Origin of the sequence: Actinomadura geliboluensis (genome assembly GCF_005889745.1) — a bacterium.
In the GTDB taxonomy this organism is placed as follows: Bacteria; Actinomycetota; Actinomycetes; order Streptosporangiales; family Streptosporangiaceae; genus Spirillospora; species Spirillospora geliboluensis.
Genome location: NZ_VCKZ01000027.1, coordinates 1 through 18,992 on the forward strand (window position 1 = coordinate 1; position 18,992 = coordinate 18,992).

An 18,992-nucleotide genomic window follows, 5' to 3' on the forward strand; every position below is an offset into this window, starting at 1 on the left:
GTTCGCCTTTCTCGGTCGCGGATCAGACGCGTTCCAGGACTTCCGGGAACGGCCGGCGCGGCGTGCCGGGCACGGGCTGCCTTGGTGCGGGGGTCTGTTTTTTTGGGGCTCCGCCCCTCGCCCCCGTCCGGCTCAGGGTTCGAGTGGTGCTGACAGGGCCCTCCCAGTTCAGGTCTTCCTTTCGTGCCGCATCGCGCGGGGTTCTGTTTTGGGGCTCCGCCCCTCGCCCCCTCCCGGCTTCGGTTCTTGTGGTGGTGGCGGGGTGTGCGCGGGTTCGTTGCTTGGTGGGCTGGTCGGTGTTGCTGCTTTGGCGACTTGTTGCTGTGGGCCCATGGCTCGGCGAACTGGGGGCGTTCCTGGGCGGGGTGCTGGTGGTGGGGGTCAGGTGTCGCAGGCGATGCCGTCGCCGTCGCGGTCCAGGTCGTAGATGTCGGAGCCGACCACGCGGACCGGGCCCTGGACGTAGGCGGGGCCGTTGCCGCTGCCGCCTGCGCAGTCGACGTCGCTCGCGATCGGGACGCAGGCGCCGCTGTAGTTCGGGTCGCACGAGCGGGCTCGCTTGGTGCCCACGGCGATGATCCGGGTCACCGGAGGTCTGGTGATCTTCTCGCCGAGCAGTTTGCGGGACGTCTCCGTGCCGTCTTTGTACGTGACCTCGTAGGTCAGCGTCTTCACCCCGGCGACGCCCTTTCTGCGCACGCGGGTCTTGCCCGCGGCGAGGGTGGGGTCGTTCGTTTTCGTGGTCTTGAACGGGATCTTGCGGGTGGTGGTGATCTTACGTTTCACCATCGCCGGAGTAGTGGGCGCGGTGGTGGGCGCTGTCGTGGCGGGGGTGGTCGCCGGTGCCGTGCTCGCGGACGACGGTGATCCGGACGCCGCCGCTTCGACGGGGGCGGCGGCGTTCGAGTCGCAGGCACCCAGCAGCAGAAGGCCGCCGGTCGCCAGGCCGGCGATAATGCGTTTCATGAATTCCCCCTTTGTTGGAGGAAATCGTGGTGCGTGGCGTCTTGCCGGTCAATGTGGAAATTGGGCCGTTTGCGGTCAGGCTCCGGCCAGCAGGTCGCGGTGGCGCTCCATCAGGTCGGCGATCGGGCGGGGCGGGCGACCCGTGAGGCGCTCGACGGTGTCGGTGAGAGGCTCGCCGTAGCCGGCGCGGAGTGCGGTGCCGAAGGAGACGATCATGCCGCGGACGTCGTCGGGGACGCCGGCCTCGCGCAGAACGGCGTCGAAGCTCTCGTCGTCCACGCTCTGGTAGGCGACGGGACGGCCGGAGACCTCGGCCGCCAGGGCGGTCAGGTCGGCGAAGCTGAGCAGTTCGGGACCGGTGACGTCGTAGGTCCGGCCCTCGTGGCCACTGGAGGTCAGCACCTCGGCGGCTACGGCGGCGCAGTCGTCGCGGTGGACGAAGGCGCCGCGGGCGTGGTCGGTGTTGTCCACCAGGACGCCGCGGGCGATCGCGGGCGGGAGGATCTGGGTGACGGGAGTCTCCGCGTACAGGCCGTTGCGCAGATAGGTGACGTCGAGGCCGGACTCGTCGAGGAGTTCGTGTGTCCGCAGGTGGTCGGGGACGACCGTGGACGGGCAGTCGGGATCGACCATGATGTACGACGTGTAGACGATATGCCGGATACCTGCACTCTTGGCCGCATTTATGGCGTTCTTGTGCTGGGTGACGCGATGGCCCAGTTCATGGAGGCTGACGAGGAGGAGCCGGTCGCCGCCCTCGAACGCGGCGGGCAGCGACTCCGGGCGGTCGTAGTCACCGTACCGGACGGTCACGCCGCGGTCCTTGAACTCGGCGAGCGCGGCCGGGTTGCGGGTCACCATGACTACGTCACCTGGCGGCACCTTTTCCAGCGCGTATTTCGCGGTGGCGCGGGCGAGTTGCCCCGATGCACTGGCGATGACGATCCGCATCACGTTCCTCGATCGGTCGGGGGCGCGGTGGACTGAACTATGGCAGTCGGCTCCGCATCGGCGCCAGGAGTGGGGACATGTCATCCTGCTAGGGTTCGCGGCTCACGCGTCGTCAGCGCGTTTTTATGGACAACTTCGCTGCCTAGGGGAATCGTCGCTTTGTGCTGCGGGGCGTCCGGCATATCGGCGGTGAGTTCGGAATAGGAGCGTGCGCGAGGTTGCGCAGGTGGTCTCGGTGTCGTGGTGGCGCCGCGCCCCCTGCCGAGGTTTTGGCGGGGGGCGCGTGGGCGTGGGTCAGGTGACGTCGGCGCCGAAGACCTGGAGGGCCTCGGTCACCGGCTGGAAGAACGTGACGCCTCCGCTCTGGCAGTCGCCGGAGCCGCCGGAGGTGAGGCCGAGGGCGGTGTCGCCGGCGAAGAGGGGGCCGCCGCTGTCGCCGGGCTCGGCGCAGACGCTGGTCTGGATCATGCCGGTGACGGTGCCCTCCGCGAAGTTCACCGTGGCGCCGGTGGCGAGGACGCGGCCGGTGCGGACGCCGGTGGTGCTGCCGCTGCGGACGACGCGCTGGCCGACGACCGCCTCGCCCGCCTGCGTGATGTCCACCGCCTGCCCGTTGTAGAGGTTGACCGCGCCCTCGCCTGCGGCGCCCTCCTCCGCGCGGACGAGCGCGAAGTCGTTGCCGGGGAAGCTGCTCTGCACGGTGGTGCCGAGGGGCTGCCCGCCCTGCTGGTCGGAGGTCCAGGTCTGCACGGCGTTGCCGCAGTGCCCCGCGGTCAGGAAGAACGGCTGCCCGCCCCGTTCGACGTTGAAGCCGAGCGAGCAGCGGGCACCCTGGCCGAAGATCGGGTCGCCGCCTAGGGCGAGGGTGTGCAGGCGGCCGGGGAAGCGGACCATCCGGACCGCCGTGCCCATCCGCTCGGCGGTGCGCTGGACGGCCGCCATCCGGGCGCCGGTGACCGACGCGTCGGTCCAGACGGTGACCTTCGAGGTGGCGGGATCGACGGCCCAGCCGGTGCCGGGGATGTCGGCGAACGAGCGGCGCAGGTCGGCGGTGACCTCGCGCAGCCGCGCGGGGCTGCGGCGCGTCATCTCGGGGACGGCGCCCGCCGCGCGGACGGTGGCGGCGTCGGTCTCGTTGGTGACCGTCACGACGGGCCGCCCCGCGGAGTCGATGTAGGCGCCGGCTGTGCGGTCGCCGAGCCGGTCCGCGAGCCGGGCGGCCGTGGCCGCGGCCCGGTCGGTGCCCTGGGCGGTCGTGCGGCGGCCGGCCTGGGCGTCGCCGGCGAGGCTCGCCGCGCGGTCGCCGGAGTCCGACTGGGCGTGCACCACGTACAGCGCGCCGGCCAGGAGCCCGGCGGATCCGGCGGCCGCGGCGGCCGTCGTCACCGCCGTGCGCAGCCGGCTGTTCCTCACGCTCATGAACCCTCCCGGTTCCGGGGCCTCGATCTACGCGTGGGGATACGCGCCCCGGTGGGAGGGAGTTCAATCCGTCCGGGCGCCGCTCCGGCGCGGTAGGCCGCGGCCCGCCCTTGACGGGTACATATTCCACGCTTTAAATCATGCTGTGAATTAACCCGGATCTGAGGGGCCCCGCTCACCACCCCACCCTCGAAGGAGATGCGCATGCATCCCGTCCCACCGCGCGCGCCGGCCAGGAGATCCTGGTCCGCGGGCGTCTTCGCCCTGCTGCTCGCCGTCGCCCTCGCCGTCCCCGCCGGACGCGCCACCGCGGCGGCGTGCGGGTCGGCGGACGCGGCGCTGAACCGCCCGGCCACCGCCTCGTCCACCGAGAACGCCTCCTTCCCCGCCTCCGCCGCCGTCGACGGCAACCCGGCCACACGCTGGTCCAGCGCCTTCAGTGACCCTCAATGGCTCCAAGTCGATCTCGGTGCCAGCCAGGACGTCTGCCAGGTTGTTCTGAACTGGGAGGCGGCCTATGCGACTGCCTTCCAGATCCAGGTCTCTGGGGATGGCAACGCCTGGACGACCGTGTATGCCGCTGCTAACGCCACCGGCGGGAACCAGATTCTCAACGTCACGGGCACTGGTCGCTACATCCGGATGTACGGCACCGCCCGCGCCACTCAGTGGGGCTACTCGCTGTTCGGCATGGCCGTGCACACCGGCTCCGGCGGCACGCTGCCCGGCGGCGGTGACCTCGGGCCCAACGTGATCGTGTTCGACCCGTCGATGAGCGCGTCCGACATCCAGGGCAGGCTCGACGCGGTCTTCCGCGAGCAGGAGGGCAACCAGTTCGGGACGGCCCGGTACGCGCTGCTGTTCAAACCCGGCAGCTACAACGTCAACGCGAACATCGGCTTCTACACCTCGATCGCCGGCCTCGGCCGCAACCCCGACGACGTCACCATCAACGGCGGCGTCACCGTGGACGCCGGCTGGTTCGGCGGCAACGCGACGCAGAACTTCTGGCGGTCCGCCGAGAACCTGTCGATCACCCCGACGGGCGGAGCGGACCGGTGGGCGGTGTCGCAGGCTGCGCCGTTCCGCCGCATCCACGTGCGCGGCGACCTCGACCTCGCGCCCACCGGCTACGGCTGGGCGAGCGGCGGCTACATCGCCGACTCGCGGATCGACGGGCAGGTGCAGCCGTACTCGCAGCAGCAGTGGCTGACGAGGGACAGCCGCATCGGCGGCAACCTCAACGGCGTGTGGAACATGGTGTTCTCCGGTGTGGAGGGCGCGCCCGCGCAGGGCTTCCCGAACCCGCCCTACACGACCCTGGACACCAGCCCGGTGACGCGGGAGAAGCCGTACCTGTACGTCGATTCCGCCGGCGCCTACCAGGTGTTCGTCCCGGCGCTGCGGCGCAACTCGCGCGGGACGACCTGGTCCGGCGGCGCCACTCCCGGGACGTCGATCCCGCTGTCGCGGTTCTACGTCGCCAAGCCGGGCGACTCCGCGACGACCATCAACACGGCGCTGGACCAGGGCCTGAACCTGCTGTTCACGCCCGGCATCTACCACCTCGGCCAGACGATCGACGTGAAGCGGCCCGACACGGTGGTGCTGGGCATCGGGTACCCGACGCTGATCCCCGACAACGGCGTCACGGCGATGACGGTCGGTGATGTGGACGGTGTCAAGCTCGCCGGGCTGCTGTTCGACGCCGGTCCGGTCAACTCGCCGGTGCTGCTGCGGCTCGGCCCGGACGGCTCGTCCGCCGACCACGCGGGAGATCCGGCGTCGGTGCAGGACGTGTTCTTCCGGATCGGCGGCGCCGGGGCCGGCAAGGCGTCGAAGAGCCTGGTCGTCAACAGCGACGACGCGCTCCTCGACCACATCTGGGCGTGGCGCGCCGACCACGGCTCCGGCGTCGGCTGGACGGTCAACACCGCCGACAACGGCGTCATCGTCAACGGCGACGACGTCACCGCGTACGGGCTGTTCGTCGAGCACTACCAGAAGTACCAGCTGGTGTGGAACGGCGAGCGCGGCCGGACGGTCTTCTTCCAGAACGAGATGCCGTACGACCCGCCGAGCCAGTCGGCGTGGCGGAGCGACTCGCCCGACGGCTACGCCGCCTACAAGGTCGCCGACTCGGTGACCGCCCACGAGGGCTGGGGCCTCGGGAGCTACTGCTACTTCAACGTCAACCCGTCGATCGTGGCGGCGCGCGGGTTCGAGGTGCCGAACCGGTCCGGCGTGCGGTTCCACGACCTGCTGACCGTGTCGCTGGGCGGCAACGGCGTCATCCGGCACGTCATCAACGACACCGGGCCGGAGGCGTCCGGCACGGCCACCGTCCCGGCCAACGTCGTCAGCTTCCCCTGACGACCGGTCTTCCTCCCTTCGGGCCCGCGCCTCGGGCGGGCCCGAAGGGGGTCCCTCACATCTCCTGACCACTCCCTCGAAGTGGAGATGCCAGTGAAGCTCCCCTCGGCAATGACCGCCCTCGCCCTGATCGTCCCGGGCTGCCTGGCGCTGACCGCTCCCGCCACCGCGGCGGCGTGCGGGTCGGCGGACGCGGCGCTGAACCGCCCGGCCACCGCCTCGTCCACCGAGAACGCCTCCTTCCCCGCCTCCGCCGCCGTCGACGGCAACACTGGAACCCGCTGGTCCAGCGCCTTCAGCGACCCTCAGTGGCTCCAAGTCGATCTGGGAGCCAGCAAGGACGTCTGCCAGGTCGTTTTGAACTGGGAGGCGGCGTATGCGACCGCCTTTCAGATCCAGGTCTCTGGGGATGGCAACGCCTGGACGACCGTATACACCGCCGCCAATGCCGCTGGCGGGAACCAGATCCTCAATGTCACGGGCACTGGTCGCTACATTCGTATGTACGGGACCGGTCGCGCCACTCAGTGGGGCTATTCGCTCTGGACGTTCGGCGTCCATACGGCGGATTCGACGCCGCCGGCGGACGATTTCTGGGGTGACACCTCGACCATTCCACCGGCGCGGAACGTCCTCACGGTCAAGGTCCTCAACCGTACGAACGGGAAATACCCCGACAGCCAGGTGTACTGGAGCTTCAACGGGCAGACCCACTCGATCGCCGAGCAGCCCTACCTGGACATGCCGGTCAACTCGGCCGGGCGGATGTACTTCTACCTCGGGTCGCCCACCAGTCGCTACCAGGACTTCATCGAGTTCACGGTCGGCTCCGACGTGTTCAACGGCAACACCACCCGCGTCGACGGATTCGGGCTGAAGCTCGCCATGCGGCTGCACGCCCATGACGGGTACGACGTGTCGGTGGGCGAGGACCAGGCCACCTTCGCCGAGGACCGCGCGGCCACCTTCCAGCGGTTCGTCGACGAGGTCCCGGCCGAGTTCGACTCGCTCGCCGCGGTCGAGGCGCCGTACCGGATCCCGTCGCCCGGGAACGCGGCCGTGTTCCGGCCCGGCGGTGCCCACGCCGACTACTTCACCGGGTACGCCGCGTCCGTCGGCGTCTCCGCCACCACCGCCGAGGTCACCGGCTGCGCGGGGCCGCTGCGGGAGGACGCCGCCACATGCTCGGCGATCAACCGGCATGTGGCGCAGCTGCCGCGGTCGCAGTGGTCCGACCCGTCGCTGTTCTACAAGGCGACACCCGCGAACTACTACGCGAAGTTCTGGCACGACCACGCGATCGGCGGTCTCGCGTACGGCTTCCCGTACGACGACTACGCGGGCCGCTCGTCCTTCGTCTCGCACGGCGACCCGCAGTACCTGCTCGTCGCCGTCGGCTGGTAGGCCGGGAGGGTTCGATGACGCTGACTCAACGGATCGCTAGCGCCTTCTCGGCGTTAGCGGTGCTTGCCGCGCTCCTGGCCGTTCCGCCCGGCACCGCCCATGCGGCCACACTGCTCTCGCTGAACAAGTCTGCGACGGCCTCGTCCACCGAGGGCGCCGCCTACCCCGCCTCCGCCGCCGTGGACGGCGACACCGGAACCCGCTGGTCGAGCGCCTTCAGCGACCCGCAGTGGGTGCGGATCGACCTGGGTGAGAGTAAGAGCATCAGCCAGGTTGTTCTGAGTTGGGAGGCGGCTTATGCGACTGCCTTTCAGGTTCAGGTGTCCGGTGATGGAAGTGACTGGACGACCGTGTATGCCACCGCCAATGCCACTGGCGGGAACCAGACCCTCAATGTCACGGGCACTGGTCGCTACATCCGTATGTACGGCACTGCCCGCGCCACCGGCTACGGGTACTCCCTCTGGGAGTTCTCGGTGTACGGCGACGGCGGGTCGGAGCCGCCGCCGCCCGGGACGACGCCGATCTCGGCGTTCAAGCAGGTGGCGGCGTCATCATGGGAGGGCGGCAACGCCCCGGCGGCGGCGCTGGACGGGCGCGTCACGACCCGCTGGTCGAGCAGGTTCAGCGACGACCAGTGGCTGCGGGTCGACCTGGGCGGAACGGCCGCCATCACCGGTGTGACGCTCGACTGGGAGGCGGCCTACGCGACCGGCTACCGCCTCGACGTCTCCGACGACGGGACGTCCTGGACGACCGTCTACTCCACGACCACCGGCAAGGGCGGAATCGAGAGGCTCGCCGTCACCGGCAGGGGCCGCTACATCCGGTTCACAGGGACGGCCCGCGCCACCGGCTACGGCTACTCGCTGTGGGAGTTCCAGGTCTTCGGCAGCGTCGACTCCTCGTCCACCGCTCCCCCGCTGCTGTCGCCGCCCACCAGGGCACCGGCCACGACCGGCCAGTTCGCGCTGGCGGCGCCCGCCGACCGCGCGATGGTGACGAGCACCCGCCGCCCGGCGCTGTCGTGGGCGGCGGTGTCCGGCACCGCGCGCTACGAGGTGTGGCTCAACGTCAGCCGCACCGACTACGACTTCACCGCGTCCGGCCCGCTGCTGGACCTCTACACGAAGGTCGCCGAGACGACCGGGACGGGCTACACCCCGTCCTGGGACATCGGCGACCGGTGGACGTACCGGTGGTTCGTCGTCGCGGTGAGCGGTTCCGGTGCCCGGACCACGTCGGACGTCCGCACGTTCAGCGTCTACCTCCCCGAGATCGAGACCGTCGACGACGGCGTGGCCGTCGTGAACGGCGCGCGCGACCTCAACAAGAACGGCTCGATCGAGCCGTACGAGGACTGGCGGCGTCCTGTGGAGGAGCGCGTCGCCGACCTCCTCGGGCGGATGACCGCCGAGGAGAAGGCGTACCAGATGTTCTACAACGCGCAGGCGTACCCGCGGTCGGGCTGGCATTTCGGCCCGGCGCAGCCGGACGACCTGGACGCGGTGCTGCGCGGCGCGGCCGGAACGCGCCTCGGGATCCCGCCGGTGTCGGCGGGCGACACCATCGCCGGGTACGAGACCACCTATCCGCTGCAGAGCGCCCTGGCCGCCGCGAAGGACTACCCGCTCGACCACCGGCTCGGCGACATGCAGCGCCGCGAGCAGCTGGAGGTCGGGACGCGCGGCGTGCTCGGGCCGCTCGCCGAGGTCGGCACCAAGGTGCTGTACCCGCGCATCCAGGAGGGCAACGGCGAGAACGCCGAGGTCGCTGCGGCGCAGGTGCGCGCGCTGGTCGCCGGGCTGCAGGGCGGGCCGGAGCTGAACCCCGGCTCCGTCCTCGCGACCGTCAAGCACTGGCCGGGCGAGGGCGCCGGCGGCGAGGCCGGCATCACCTACGACGCCGTGACGATCAAGTACCACATGATCCCGTGGCGGGCCGCGCTCGACGCGGGGGCCGTCAACATCATGCCCGGGTACGCGGGCAGCAAGTACCTCGACCCGGGCGGGCCCGGCGCCGGGAACAGCGCCCCGATCCTGCGGTACCTGCGCGACCGGCTCGGCTACACGGGCCTGATCACCACGGACTGGCTGCCGTCGTCGGCGTGGATCAGCGCGGCCAACGCCGGGTCGGACGTGATGGGCGGCGCCGACCCGGGCGCGGCCGGGTTCTCGCTGGCCGACTTCACCGCGCAGGTGCCCATCGGCCGGATCGACGACGCGGTCCGGCGCGTGCTGCGGCTGAAGTTCACGCTCGGGATCTTCGACCGCCCGTACGGCGACCCGGTGAACGGTCCCTACCGGTTCCACCAGCCGTCCTACACCGCCCTCGCGAACCAGGCGGCGCGGGAGTCGATCACCCTGCTGAAGAACGGCGGCGTCCTGCCGATCAGGCTGCGGGAGGGCGACGACATCGTGGTGGCCGGGCCGCGCGCCGCCGACGGCACCGCGTGCTGCATCTGGACGAGCTACTTCCACCCGGACCACGGCTCGCTCACCCTGCTGGACGCGATCAGGGCGCGGGCGGCGAAGGCGGGCGTGACCGTCCACCAGGACAGCGCCCCCGCACCCGATCTCGCGATCGTCGCGGTCGGCGAACCCTCCTACACGCACCGGACGGCCTGGGTGAACGAGCAGCCCTACCTTCCGCCCGACCAGCTCGCGCTCATCAGGCAGTTCCACGACCAAGGGGTCCCGGTGGTCGTGGTGATGGACCTGCCGCGGCCGACGGTGATCAGCGAATGGAACGGCCTCGCCGACGCCATCGTGATGACCTACCGGGGCGGCGAGGAGGTGGGGCCGGCGACGGCGGGCCTGCTCTTCGGCGACTACGCGCCGCGCGGGCGGCTGCCGTGGCAGCTCCCTCGCGGCGTGGACCAGATCCTCAAACCCGGCGGCATCGACCGGCCCGAGGACGCGGTCGAGGACTGGAACATCCCCTATGACCTCGGCGCGACCGCCGGGCAGCGCGCCGACATCCGCGCGCACATCGACGCGGGCCAGCCGCCGCCCACCGGCTACGGCGACCCGCTCTACCCGTACGGCGCCGGAATACAGGGCTGGCCCTGACCGCGGGGCACCCGGCTCGGCCGTCCCGGTGAGACCGCTACGCTCCCTTTGGAGGAGATCAGGAAACTGTGCGACGCATTGGGGAAGGCGCACGAGGGCCCGCCGCTGCGCCGGACCGGTCCGTCGTGAAACGGGCGGTCGCCGCCCTGATGAGCCTCATGGTGGCGTTCACCGTCACCAGCGCGTGCTCCGGGGACGATGAGGTGACCGGCGGCGTCCGGGTGCGGGCAGGTGACGACTGGACGCTGCCGGGCTGGGTCCGGCCTTCCCCGAACTCCGGGTTCTTCTCCGAGGAGGCCGCGCCGGGCGCCCATGTCGACACGCGCGGCCTGGACGTGACCTGGCGGCAGCTCCAGCCGGACGGCCCCGGGCAGGTGTCGTCCGGCACGACCGGCAGCGCGCAGGAGATGGACCTCGCCCCGCTCGGCGAGCAGCTCGCCGACCGCCGGCCGTTCTGGATGCGCGTCTTCGCCAGCGGGACGGACTGGGCGCCCGCGTGGGTCGCCGCCGAGTGCCGGGTGGAGCCGATCGGCCCCGACTACGACGGCCAGTACCACCTGCCGATCTGGGACGAGTGCGTCTGGGGGCGGCTCCTCGGCCTCTACCGGAAGCTGTTCGCCGACAAGGGCCTGCGCGCGGACCCCCGGCTGAAGTTCGTCTACGTGCCGGGCGCGTTCACCTGGGCGGAGTACGACTACGACGTCGTCGCCCAGGCCGTCGAGAAGGGGCTGACGTTCGAGAAGTACCAGTCGTGGTACCGGCACGCCTGGCGGGACCTGGCCGGGATCTTCGGCCCGTACAGCGGCAAGCTCGTGTTCACCGGCGAGGACTATCCGTGGGGGCCGTGGGGCTCGAAGACGGACCTGTTCGCCAAGCAGGCCGTGGACGCGGGCCTGAGCATCCGCACCGGCATCACGGAGGAGTTCAACGTCCACCTGAACGAGGCGCCCTCGTACGGGAGCCGCATCCAGCCCGACGGCCACATGACGGTGGACGAGAGCCTGCCCGTCCACGACGGGAAGCACATCGTCGCGACCGAGAACGAGTGCTACAACGACTGCGGATACAAGACCGGTGACCCGTACTACGCGGTGCGGCAGTCGAACCTCAAGGCGCTCCAACTGCGGATGAACTGGGTCTACGTGGTGCCGGGGCCGTCCTACATGAGGCAGTACCGCGACCACTGGGAGTGGGTGCGGCTGAGCATCGGCAAGACCGCGTCCACGTCACCGGACGCGTGGGCGGCGCTGCGCGACGCCGAGGACACCTACTGGCGCGACAACACCGGCCCCTTCACCGGTGAACGTGCGTGGGCCACGCGGCCCTGGGTGCGCAACCTGGAGCGCTGGCTCGTGCAGCGCGACGTCCGGCCGGACGGCAAGGCCCGCCGCTCCACGGCGGACGTCCACAAGAACGTCCTGTCCAAGGAGAACGGCACCGCCTACGAGGGGCTGAGCACCGACCGGGCGCACGGGCAGACGTCCCTGTACTTCGACCTGGACGACCGGTTCCTGCACGGCCGCGACGAGCCGGTGCAGATCAAGGTGACGTACCGGGACGCGGGCAAGGGCGCCTGGTGGATCGAGCATGAGGGCGGCCGTACGGCGCAGGTGCGGCGCACCGGCGACGGGGCGTGGAAGACCGCGACGTTCCGGATCCCCCGGGCCGCGTTCGCCGGTCAGCTGGCCGGCGGCACCGACTTCCGGATCACCACCGGCGACGGCGACGACCTTGACGTCCGGTTCGTCCGGGTGGTGCGGCAGAACCAGCCGAGCAACGGCTGACGAGTAGGTCCGGCCCCTGCGCGCGCCGAGTGCCCGTGGGCTCTCAAGGCTGCGCGCAAGCCGCCCGATCCCGTCGCCTTCGCGCAGCGCCTTCCAGCACGGTTCGCGCACACAAGGCACGGTTTCCTATCTCAGATGATGGATTCTGCTTCTTTCTCTTCACTTATGAGCAGAAGTAAGCATAGAGTCTCAAACCGCACAGCACCCTCGGGGAGGACCGGCGGTCCGGGCGGGCCGCGCGGCTGCTCCCCCGTGCTCGGAACAGCTCGACTCACGTCAGGAGATTCCATGGCCGGCACCCGCATCATGTCCGAGATCGCCGCGCAGCCCGAGTGCTGGCGGCGGGCCGCCGGGCTGGCGGCGGGGGCCGGGGACGCGCTGCCGGCCCGCGGGGAGCGGGTCGCGGTCGTCGGATGCGGCACCTCGCTGTACATGGCGCAGGCGTACGCGGCGCTGCGGGAGGGCGCCGGGCACGGCGAGACCGACGCGTTCGCCGCCTCGGAGATGCCGGCCGGCCGCCGCTACGACCGGGTGCTCGCGCTGACCCGGTCCGGAACCACGACGGAGGTTCTGGAGCTCCTCGACCGGCTCGCCGGCACCGTGCCCACCACCGCGATCACCGCCGACCCGGACACCCCGGTGTCGGCGAGCGCCGGCCGGGTGATCGCGCTGGAGTTCGCCGACGAGGAGTCGGTCGTCCAGACCCGGTTCGCGACCACCCAGCTCGCGCTGCTGCGCGCCCACCTGGGCGAGGACCTGGACGCCGCCATCGGCGACGCGGAGGCGGCCGTGGCCGACCCGCTGCCGCCCGAACTGCTCGCCGCCGGGCAGATCACCTTCCTCGGCCGCGGCTGGACGGTCGGGATCGCGCAGGAGGCCGCGCTGAAGATGCGCGAGGCGGCGGGCTTCTGGACCGAGGCGTACCCGGCGATGGAGTACCGGCACGGCCCGATCAGCATCACCGGCCCCGGCCGCGCCGTGTGGATGTTCGGCGAACTGCCGGACGGCCTCGCCGGCCAGGTCGCCGCGACCGGCGGGACGCTGCGCGCGTCCGCCGCCGACCCCCTGGCCGACCTGGTCCGGGCGCAGCGGCTCGCGGTGGCGCTGGCGGAGGCGGCGGGCCTGGACCCCGAGCGCCCCCGGCACCTGACCCGCTCGGTGATCCTGGACGCCGACGGATGATCGTCACGGTCACGCTGAACGCGGCGCTCGACGACACCTACGAGGTGCCGGACGCGCGCTCCGGGGAGGTCAACCGGGTCGCGGCGGTGCACCGCCGCCCCGGCGGCAAGGGCGTCAACGTCGCCCGGGTGCTGCACGGCCTCGGCCACGACGTGGTCGCGACCGGGCTGGCTGGCGGCGCGGCGGGCCGGCAGATCGAGGAGGGGCTCGCCGCGTTCGGCGTCCCCGCCGCGTTCAGCCCGGTCGCCGCGGAGTCGCGCCGGACGGTCACGGTCGTCGGCCCCGAGGTGACGATGTACTGCGAGCCGGGCCCCGCCGTGACCGCCCCGGAATGGGACGCGTTCCTCGGCCGCTACGACGCCCTCGCCGCGGACGCCGCCGTGGTCGTCCTGTCGGGGAGCCTGCCGCCGGGCGTCCCGGCGGACGCCTACGCCGACCTGGCCCGGCGCGCCCCCGGCCCGGTCGTCCTGGACGCCGACGGCGAGGCGCTGCGGCTCGGCGTCACGGGACGGCCCGACGTGGTGAAGCCGAACGCCGAGGAGCTGGCCCGCGCGAGCGGCACCGGCGACACCGCCGCCGGGATCCGGGCGCTGCGCGCGGCGGGCGCCGGCGCGGTCGTCGCCTCCCTCGGCCCGGACGGCGTCCTCGCCCACACCCCCGACGGGGCCCTGCGCGCCGCGCTCGACCGCCCGGAGCCGGGCAACCCGACGGGCGCGGGCGACGCGCTCGTGGCCGCGCTGGCGGCGGGCCTCGCGGGCGGCCTGCCGTGGCCGGACCGGCTGCGCCGCGCAGTCGCCCTCGCCGCCTGCGCGGTCCGCTCCCCCGTCGCCGGCGAGCTCGACGCCGCCGCCCTCCCCGCGCTCCTCGCGCGCGTCACCCTCCGATCCGAGGAGAACCATGCCGCTCGTCCCCATGGCTGAGGCCGTCCCCTCGCGGGGGCGCGGCCTCGGCGCGTTCAACGTGATCCAGCTGGAGCACGCCGAGGCGATCGTCGCCGGCGCGGAGCGGGCGGGAGCGCCCGTGGTGCTCCAGGTCAGCGAGAACTGCGCCGCCTACCACGGCGCGCTCGCGCCGATCGCGCAGGCCGTGCTCGCGGTCGGGCGCGCCGCCGCCGTGCCGGTGGTGGCGCACCTGGACCACGCGACGTCGGCGGGCCTGGTCCGGGAGGCCGTCGAGCTGGGGTTCGGGTCGGTGATGTTCGACGCGTCCCGGCTGCCCCACGACGCGAACGTGACCGCCACCGCCGAGGTCGCGGCGCGCTGCCACGCCGCCGGGGTCTGGGTGGAGGCGGAGCTCGGCGAGATCGGCGGCAAGGACGGCGTCCACGCCCCGCACGCCCGCACCGACCCCGGCGAGGCCGCCGGCTACGTGGCCGCGACGGGCGTGGACGCCCTCGCCGTCGCGGTCGGCACCTCGCACGCGATGCTCACCCGCGACACCGTCCTGGACCTGCCGCTCATCGCCCGGCTGGCGGCGGCCGTGCCCGTCCCGCTGGTGCTGCACGGCTCGTCCGGCGTGCCCGACGGCGCGCTCACCGCCGCCGTCGAGCACGGCATGACGAAGATCAACATCGCGACGCACCTCAACAAGGTCTACACCGGCGCCGTCCGGGACCGGCTCGGCGCCGACCCGGCCCTGGTGGACCCGCGCCGCTACATCGCCGCGGGGCGGGACGCGGTCGCCGCCGAGGTGGCCCGGCTCCTCACGGTGATCCGGGCGGCCGAACCGCCGGAAGCCGGGGCCGCTACCGGTTGAACCGGTAGGTCACGTGGGTGACCAGGTCGGTGCGGGAGACCGCGACCGGTTCGAGGGGGAGGTCGCCGACGCCCTCGAACAGCCGCTCCCCCGCGCCGAGCACGACCGGCGCGATGTGCAGCCGCAGCTCGTCGATCAGCCCGGCCTTCAGGTACTGGTTCACGGTCTGCGCGCCGCCGGCGACGGCCACGTCCTCGTCCCCGGCGGCCTGCTGCGCCCGCTCCATGGCGGCCTCGATGCCGTCGGTGACGAAGTTGAACGTGGTGCCGCCCTTCATCGTCACGCTCTCGCGCGGGTGGTGCGTCAGGACGAACACGGGCGCGTGGTAGGGCGGCTCCTCGCCCCACCAGCCGGTCCAGTCCGAGTCGCCCCAGGTGCCGCGCACCGGGCCGAACATGTTGCGGCCCATGATGAACGCGCCCGCCGCGGTGATCTTCTCGATGACCTCGGCGTTCTCCTCGGGCTGCTCGAACATCCACCGGTGCAGCCGCTCGGCGCCCTCGCCGAGCGGCACCTCCAGCCGCTGGTCCGGGCCGGCGACGAAGCCGTCCACGGAGATGCCGATGTCGCAGGTGACCTTTCCCATGGCGTTGCCTCCCTGTCGGGGCGCCCCTCCGGCGCCGCTCACCAGTGGATCGGAGCCGCCCCCGTGTTCTCGACATCCCCCGTGCAAAAAACTCATCGGCACCGGCACGATCCCGGCCGGGAAGGTTGAACCGGCGGGCTCCGAGCGGACGTGCTGTTGGTGTCGCGTACGCGGCGGGGGACCGAGCCCTTGGAGGACGAGCTGACCACCGATAGCCGCGCGAAGCGGGTGACAGACGAGAACGCGCAGGACACCGTCCCGCAGGAGCAGGACACGGGGCCGCAGGAACAGGACGGCCGGGCCGGGCGGCGCCGCCGGATCGCGGCGCGGGCGTTGACCGTGGCGGCCTTCCTGCTGGTACTGGTCGCGCTGGTCACCCCGGCGGAGTACGCCCGGCTGACACCGGGCGCGTTCGTGCGCGTCCCGATCGAGGGCGTGCTCGGCGTCGTCCTGATCCTCGTGGTCCCGGCGCGGGCGAGGCGCTACGCGGCGGGGACGGCGGGGGCCGTCCTCGGCGTGGTGTTCGTGCTGAAGGTGCTCGACATCGGGTTCGACGCGGTCCTCGTCCGGCCGTTCGACCTGGTGCTGGACTGGCCGCTGCTGCGTCCGGCCGTGGAGTTCGTGGGCGAGTCGGCCGGGCCCGCGGGGGCGATCGCGGCGGTCATCGTCACGATCGTCCTGGCGGCCGGGGTGGTGGCGCTGATGTCGCTGTCGGCGCTGCGGCTCGGCGGCGTCGCCGTCCGGCACGACCGGGCGGCGGCGCGCGCGGCGGCGGTGCTGGGCGTGGTCTGGGTGGTGTGCGCCGTGCTCGGCGCGCAGCTCGTGGACGGCGTGCCGGTCGCGTCCCGGAGCGCGGCGGTGCTCGCCTACGACCACGCGCGGCAGGTGCGGGAGAGCCTGAACGACCGGGAGGAGTTCGCGAAGGCCGCCGCCGTCGACCGGTTCCGGAACACCCCCGACGACAAGCTGCTCACCGGGCTGCGCGGCAAGGACGTCGTGCTCGCGTTCGTGGAGAGCTACGGGCGCTCGGCGGTGGAGAGCCCGCAGTACGCGCCGCAGGTCGGCGCCGTCCTGGACCAGGGGTCGGAGCGGCTCCGCAAGGCCGGGTTCGGCGCCCGCAGCGGATGGCTCACCTCGTCCACGGCGGGCGGCGGGAGCTGGCTCGCCCACGCGACCCTGCTGTCCGGGCTGTGGGTCGACAACCAGCAGCGGTACCGGACGCTCGTGAACAGCGACCGGCTGACGCTGAACGGGGCGTTCCACCGGGCCGACGCCCGGACGGTCGCGCTGATGCCCGCGATCACCCGGGCGTGGCCGGAGGGGAAGTTCTTCGGCTACGACAAGGTCTACGACGACCGCAACCTCGGATACCGCGGCCCCCGGTTCAGCTTCGCGACCATGCCGGACCAGTACACGCTGTCGACCCTGCAGCGCACCGAGCTGGCGGCGAAGGACCGCGCGCCGGTGATGGCGGAGACGGCGCTGGTGTCGAGCCACGCGCCGTGGGCGTCGATCCCCCGGCTGGTCCCGTGGGACCAGGTCGGGGACGGTTCGGTCTTCACCGGGATGGGCAAGGGCTATGACGCGCCGTGGCCCGCCGGCGGCCGGATCCGGACCGAGTACCGCAAGTCGATCGAGTACACGCTGAACACGCTCGTGTCGTACCTGGAGACCTACGGCAACGACAGGACGGTGCTGGTGTTCCTCGGCGACCACCAGCCCGCGCCGCTGATCACGGGTGCGGGCGCGAGCCGGGACGTGCCGATCACGATCGTCGCGAAGGACAAGGCCGTACTGGACAGGATCTCGGGATGGAACTGGCAGGACGGGCTGCGCCCCGGCAAGGACACCCCGGTGTGGCCGATGAGCGCGTTCCGGGACCGCTTCCTCACCGCGTTCGGCGGCTGACCCTCCTCGCCGTCGTCGCGGCGCTGCTGGCGCAGATGGCGGTGGCGATGGCGGCCACGGCCGTCCGGCAGTCCCCGACCATCGACGAGCCCGTGTACGTCGGCACGGGCGTCGTCTACCTGCGCGAGCACGACCTGCGGTACAACGCGGAGCACCCGCCGCTCGGCAAGCTGCTCATCGGCGCCGGGGCGGTGCTCGGCGGCGCCCGCCTGGACCCGTCCTTCACCGGTACGCAGCAGGACGTCGGACGGCACCTCCTGTACGAGTCGGGCAACGACGCGCAGCGGGTGCTGCTGGCGGCGCGGCTGCCGGTCATCGCGCTGACCCTGCTGTTCGGGCTGGTCGTGTTCGCGTTCGCCCGCGACCTCGCGGGCCCGGCCGGTGGCGTGGCGGCGCTGGCCCTCTACGCGTTCTCCCCCGGCGTCATCGCGCACGGGTCGCTGGCGACGCTCGACGTCCCGGCGGCCGGCCTGCTGCTGACGTCGGTGTGGCTGGCGTGGCGGGCGCGGCGGCGGCCCCGGCTCTGCGCGCCGCTCGCGGGGGCGGCGCTCGGCGCGGCCGTCGCGACCAAGATGAGCGCGCTTCCCGCCGTGCCGGTGCTGCTGGTGCTGGTCGCGGTGCCGGTCTGGTGGTCGCGGCGGTCGCGGGGCGCCGGACGGCCCGTCCTCGCGGGTGTGCTGGCGGCGGGCGGCGTCGCGGCGCTCGCGGTCGCGGTGGTGTGGGCGAGCTACCTGGCCGTCGATCCGCGCCTGCGGTGGACGGCGCCCGGCGGCGTCCCCGCCATCGGCGGCCTGCGGGGGCTCGCCGTCGACCTGCTGCCGTTCCCGAGGCCGTTCCGGGACGGGATGCGCGTCCAGTTCGGCTTCGAGGACCTGACCTGGACGAGCTTCCTGTTCGGCGACACCTACCGGGGGTCGCGCTGGTACTACCTGCCCGGCGCGCTGCTGGTGAAGACGCCGCTCGGGGCGCTCGCCCTGTGGGCGGCGGGGGCGGCGTCGCTGGCGGCGCTGCCCCGGCTGCGGCCCGCCGCGCCGTACGTCCTCGCGCCCCCGGCCGTGCTGCTGGCGGTGGCGATGACCGGCGCCCGCGACCTCGGCGTCCGGTACGTGATCTTCCTGCCGATGTTCCTGGCGGTGGCGGCGGCCGGGGCGACGGCCGTCCGGCGGAGGTGGATCAGGGCGGCGACGGCGGCGCTCGTGCTGTTCGTCGCGGTCAGCTCGCTGCGCGCGTTCCCGTACTACCTGCCGTACTCCAACGAGGCGTTCGGCGGCCCGGCGGGGACGCACCGGTACCTGCACGACTCCAACGTCGACTGGGGCCAGGACCTCGGTCGGCTCGCCGACCGCCTCCGCGACCGCTACCCCGGCGAGGCGGTGTGGCTCGCCTACAAGGGCAGCGGCGTCCCGTCCTACTACGGAATCCGCGCGTCCGATCCGCTCACCGCGCCCCCGGACCGGGTGCGCGGCCTGCTGGTCGTCTCCGACAGCTGGATCGCCAAGGACGACCCGCGCCTCGTCCCGCTGATCGCCTCCAGCGAGCCGGTCGACGAGGTCGGCCACTCCATCACGATCTTCCGCCGGCCGTGACCCGGCG

At 72.5% G+C, this 18,992-nt stretch carries 13 protein-coding genes; 9 read left to right on the plus strand and 4 right to left on the minus strand.

Annotated elements, in window-relative coordinates:
• Positions 1 to 381 precede the first annotated feature (381 nt).
• The 3 genes from ETD96_RS06480 to ETD96_RS06490 form a co-directional block, all read right to left on the minus strand.
• Positions 382 to 966 carry a G5 domain-containing protein gene (locus ETD96_RS06480; RefSeq protein ID WP_205719135.1) on the minus strand — a complete coding sequence of 195 codons (585 nt, stop codon included), beginning with the start codon at positions 964 to 966 and terminating at the stop codon, positions 382 to 384.
• A 75-nt stretch (positions 967 to 1,041) separates the two neighbouring features.
• A complete protein-coding gene (locus tag ETD96_RS06485; RefSeq protein ID WP_171068889.1) occupies positions 1,042 to 1,917 on the minus strand; it encodes an SDR family oxidoreductase in 876 nt (291 codons plus the stop codon).
• A 294-nt stretch (positions 1,918 to 2,211) separates the two neighbouring features.
• Complete coding sequence (locus ETD96_RS06490) at positions 2,212 to 3,336, minus strand: S1 family peptidase (protein WP_138635359.1); 1,125 nt, start codon at positions 3,334 to 3,336, stop codon at positions 2,212 to 2,214.
• Positions 3,337 to 3,540: 204 nt separating this feature from the next.
• On the opposite strand from ETD96_RS06490, the gene ETD96_RS06495 reads away from it, so the two are divergent.
• From ETD96_RS06495 to ETD96_RS06525, 7 genes are all read left to right on the plus strand, one after another.
• A complete protein-coding gene (locus ETD96_RS06495; protein WP_205719136.1) occupies positions 3,541 to 5,709 on the plus strand; it encodes a discoidin domain-containing protein in 2,169 nt (722 codons plus the stop codon).
• A 111-nt stretch (positions 5,710 to 5,820) separates the two neighbouring features.
• Complete coding sequence (locus ETD96_RS06500) at positions 5,821 to 7,113, plus strand: discoidin domain-containing protein (protein WP_240807310.1); 1,293 nt, start codon at positions 5,821 to 5,823, stop codon at positions 7,111 to 7,113.
• A 59-nt stretch (positions 7,114 to 7,172) separates the two neighbouring features.
• Positions 7,173 to 10,184 (plus strand): discoidin domain-containing protein, encoded by a 3,012-nt coding sequence (locus ETD96_RS06505; RefSeq protein WP_240807312.1) that lies wholly within the window; start codon positions 7,173 to 7,175, stop codon positions 10,182 to 10,184.
• 125 nt (positions 10,185 to 10,309) lie between these two features.
• Positions 10,310 to 11,968: a hypothetical protein gene (locus tag ETD96_RS06510; protein WP_138635363.1), complete on the plus strand. Its 1,659-nt coding sequence runs from the start codon at positions 10,310 to 10,312 to the stop codon at positions 11,966 to 11,968.
• Positions 11,969 to 12,256: 288 nt separating this feature from the next.
• A complete protein-coding gene (locus ETD96_RS06515; RefSeq protein WP_205719137.1) occupies positions 12,257 to 13,150 on the plus strand; it encodes an SIS domain-containing protein in 894 nt (297 codons plus the stop codon).
• On the plus strand, positions 13,147 to 14,070 hold the full coding sequence (locus ETD96_RS06520; RefSeq protein ID WP_138635364.1) for a 1-phosphofructokinase family hexose kinase: 924 nt from the start codon (positions 13,147 to 13,149) through the stop codon (positions 14,068 to 14,070). Before ETD96_RS06515 ends, ETD96_RS06520 begins: the two co-directional genes overlap by 4 nt.
• Complete coding sequence (locus ETD96_RS06525; protein WP_138635365.1) at positions 14,048 to 14,905, plus strand: class II fructose-bisphosphate aldolase; 858 nt, start codon at positions 14,048 to 14,050, stop codon at positions 14,903 to 14,905. The genes ETD96_RS06520 and ETD96_RS06525 overlap by 23 nt, the downstream gene beginning before the upstream one ends.
• Here the strand turns inward: ETD96_RS06525 and ETD96_RS06530 are convergent.
• A complete protein-coding gene (locus ETD96_RS06530) occupies positions 14,895 to 15,491 on the minus strand; it encodes a dihydrofolate reductase family protein (RefSeq protein WP_138635366.1) in 597 nt (198 codons plus the stop codon). The two genes, ETD96_RS06525 and ETD96_RS06530, sit on opposite strands and share 11 nt — an antisense overlap.
• 189 nt (positions 15,492 to 15,680) lie before the next feature.
• On the opposite strand from ETD96_RS06530, the gene ETD96_RS06535 reads away from it, so the two are divergent.
• Both ETD96_RS06535 and ETD96_RS06540 read left to right on the plus strand, forming a co-directional pair.
• On the plus strand, positions 15,681 to 17,399 hold the full coding sequence (locus tag ETD96_RS06535; RefSeq protein WP_171068890.1) for an alkaline phosphatase family protein: 1,719 nt from the start codon (positions 15,681 to 15,683) through the stop codon (positions 17,397 to 17,399).
• The gene (locus tag ETD96_RS06540) at positions 17,348 to 18,985 is read left to right on the plus strand and encodes an ArnT family glycosyltransferase (RefSeq protein ID WP_205719138.1); all 1,638 of its coding nucleotides are present in this window, start codon (positions 17,348 to 17,350) and stop codon (positions 18,983 to 18,985) included. The genes ETD96_RS06535 and ETD96_RS06540 overlap by 52 nt, the downstream gene beginning before the upstream one ends.
• The last annotated feature ends 7 nt before the right edge of the window (positions 18,986 to 18,992 follow it).

Bases quoted from the DNA above. Each gene is read 5' to 3' on its own strand.
- ETD96_RS06525 (WP_138635365.1), top strand. From the start codon at position 14,048: ATGCCGCTCGTCCCCATGGCTGAGGCCGTCCCCTCGCGGGGGCGCGGC.
- ETD96_RS06530 (WP_138635366.1), bottom strand. From the start codon at position 15,491: ATGGGAAAGGTCACCTGCGACATCGGCATCTCCGTGGACGGCTTCGTC.
- ETD96_RS06485 (WP_171068889.1), bottom strand. From the start codon at position 1,917: ATGCGGATCGTCATCGCCAGTGCATCGGGGCAACTCGCCCGCGCCACC.
- ETD96_RS06480 (WP_205719135.1), bottom strand. From the start codon at position 966: ATGAAACGCATTATCGCCGGCCTGGCGACCGGCGGCCTTCTGCTGCTG.
- ETD96_RS06490 (WP_138635359.1), bottom strand. From the start codon at position 3,336: ATGAGCGTGAGGAACAGCCGGCTGCGCACGGCGGTGACGACGGCCGCC.
- ETD96_RS06515 (WP_205719137.1), top strand. From the start codon at position 12,257: ATGGCCGGCACCCGCATCATGTCCGAGATCGCCGCGCAGCCCGAGTGC.
- ETD96_RS06500 (WP_240807310.1), top strand. From the start codon at position 5,821: ATGACCGCCCTCGCCCTGATCGTCCCGGGCTGCCTGGCGCTGACCGCT.
- ETD96_RS06520 (WP_138635364.1), top strand. From the start codon at position 13,147: ATGATCGTCACGGTCACGCTGAACGCGGCGCTCGACGACACCTACGAG.
- ETD96_RS06495 (WP_205719136.1), top strand. From the start codon at position 3,541: ATGCATCCCGTCCCACCGCGCGCGCCGGCCAGGAGATCCTGGTCCGCG.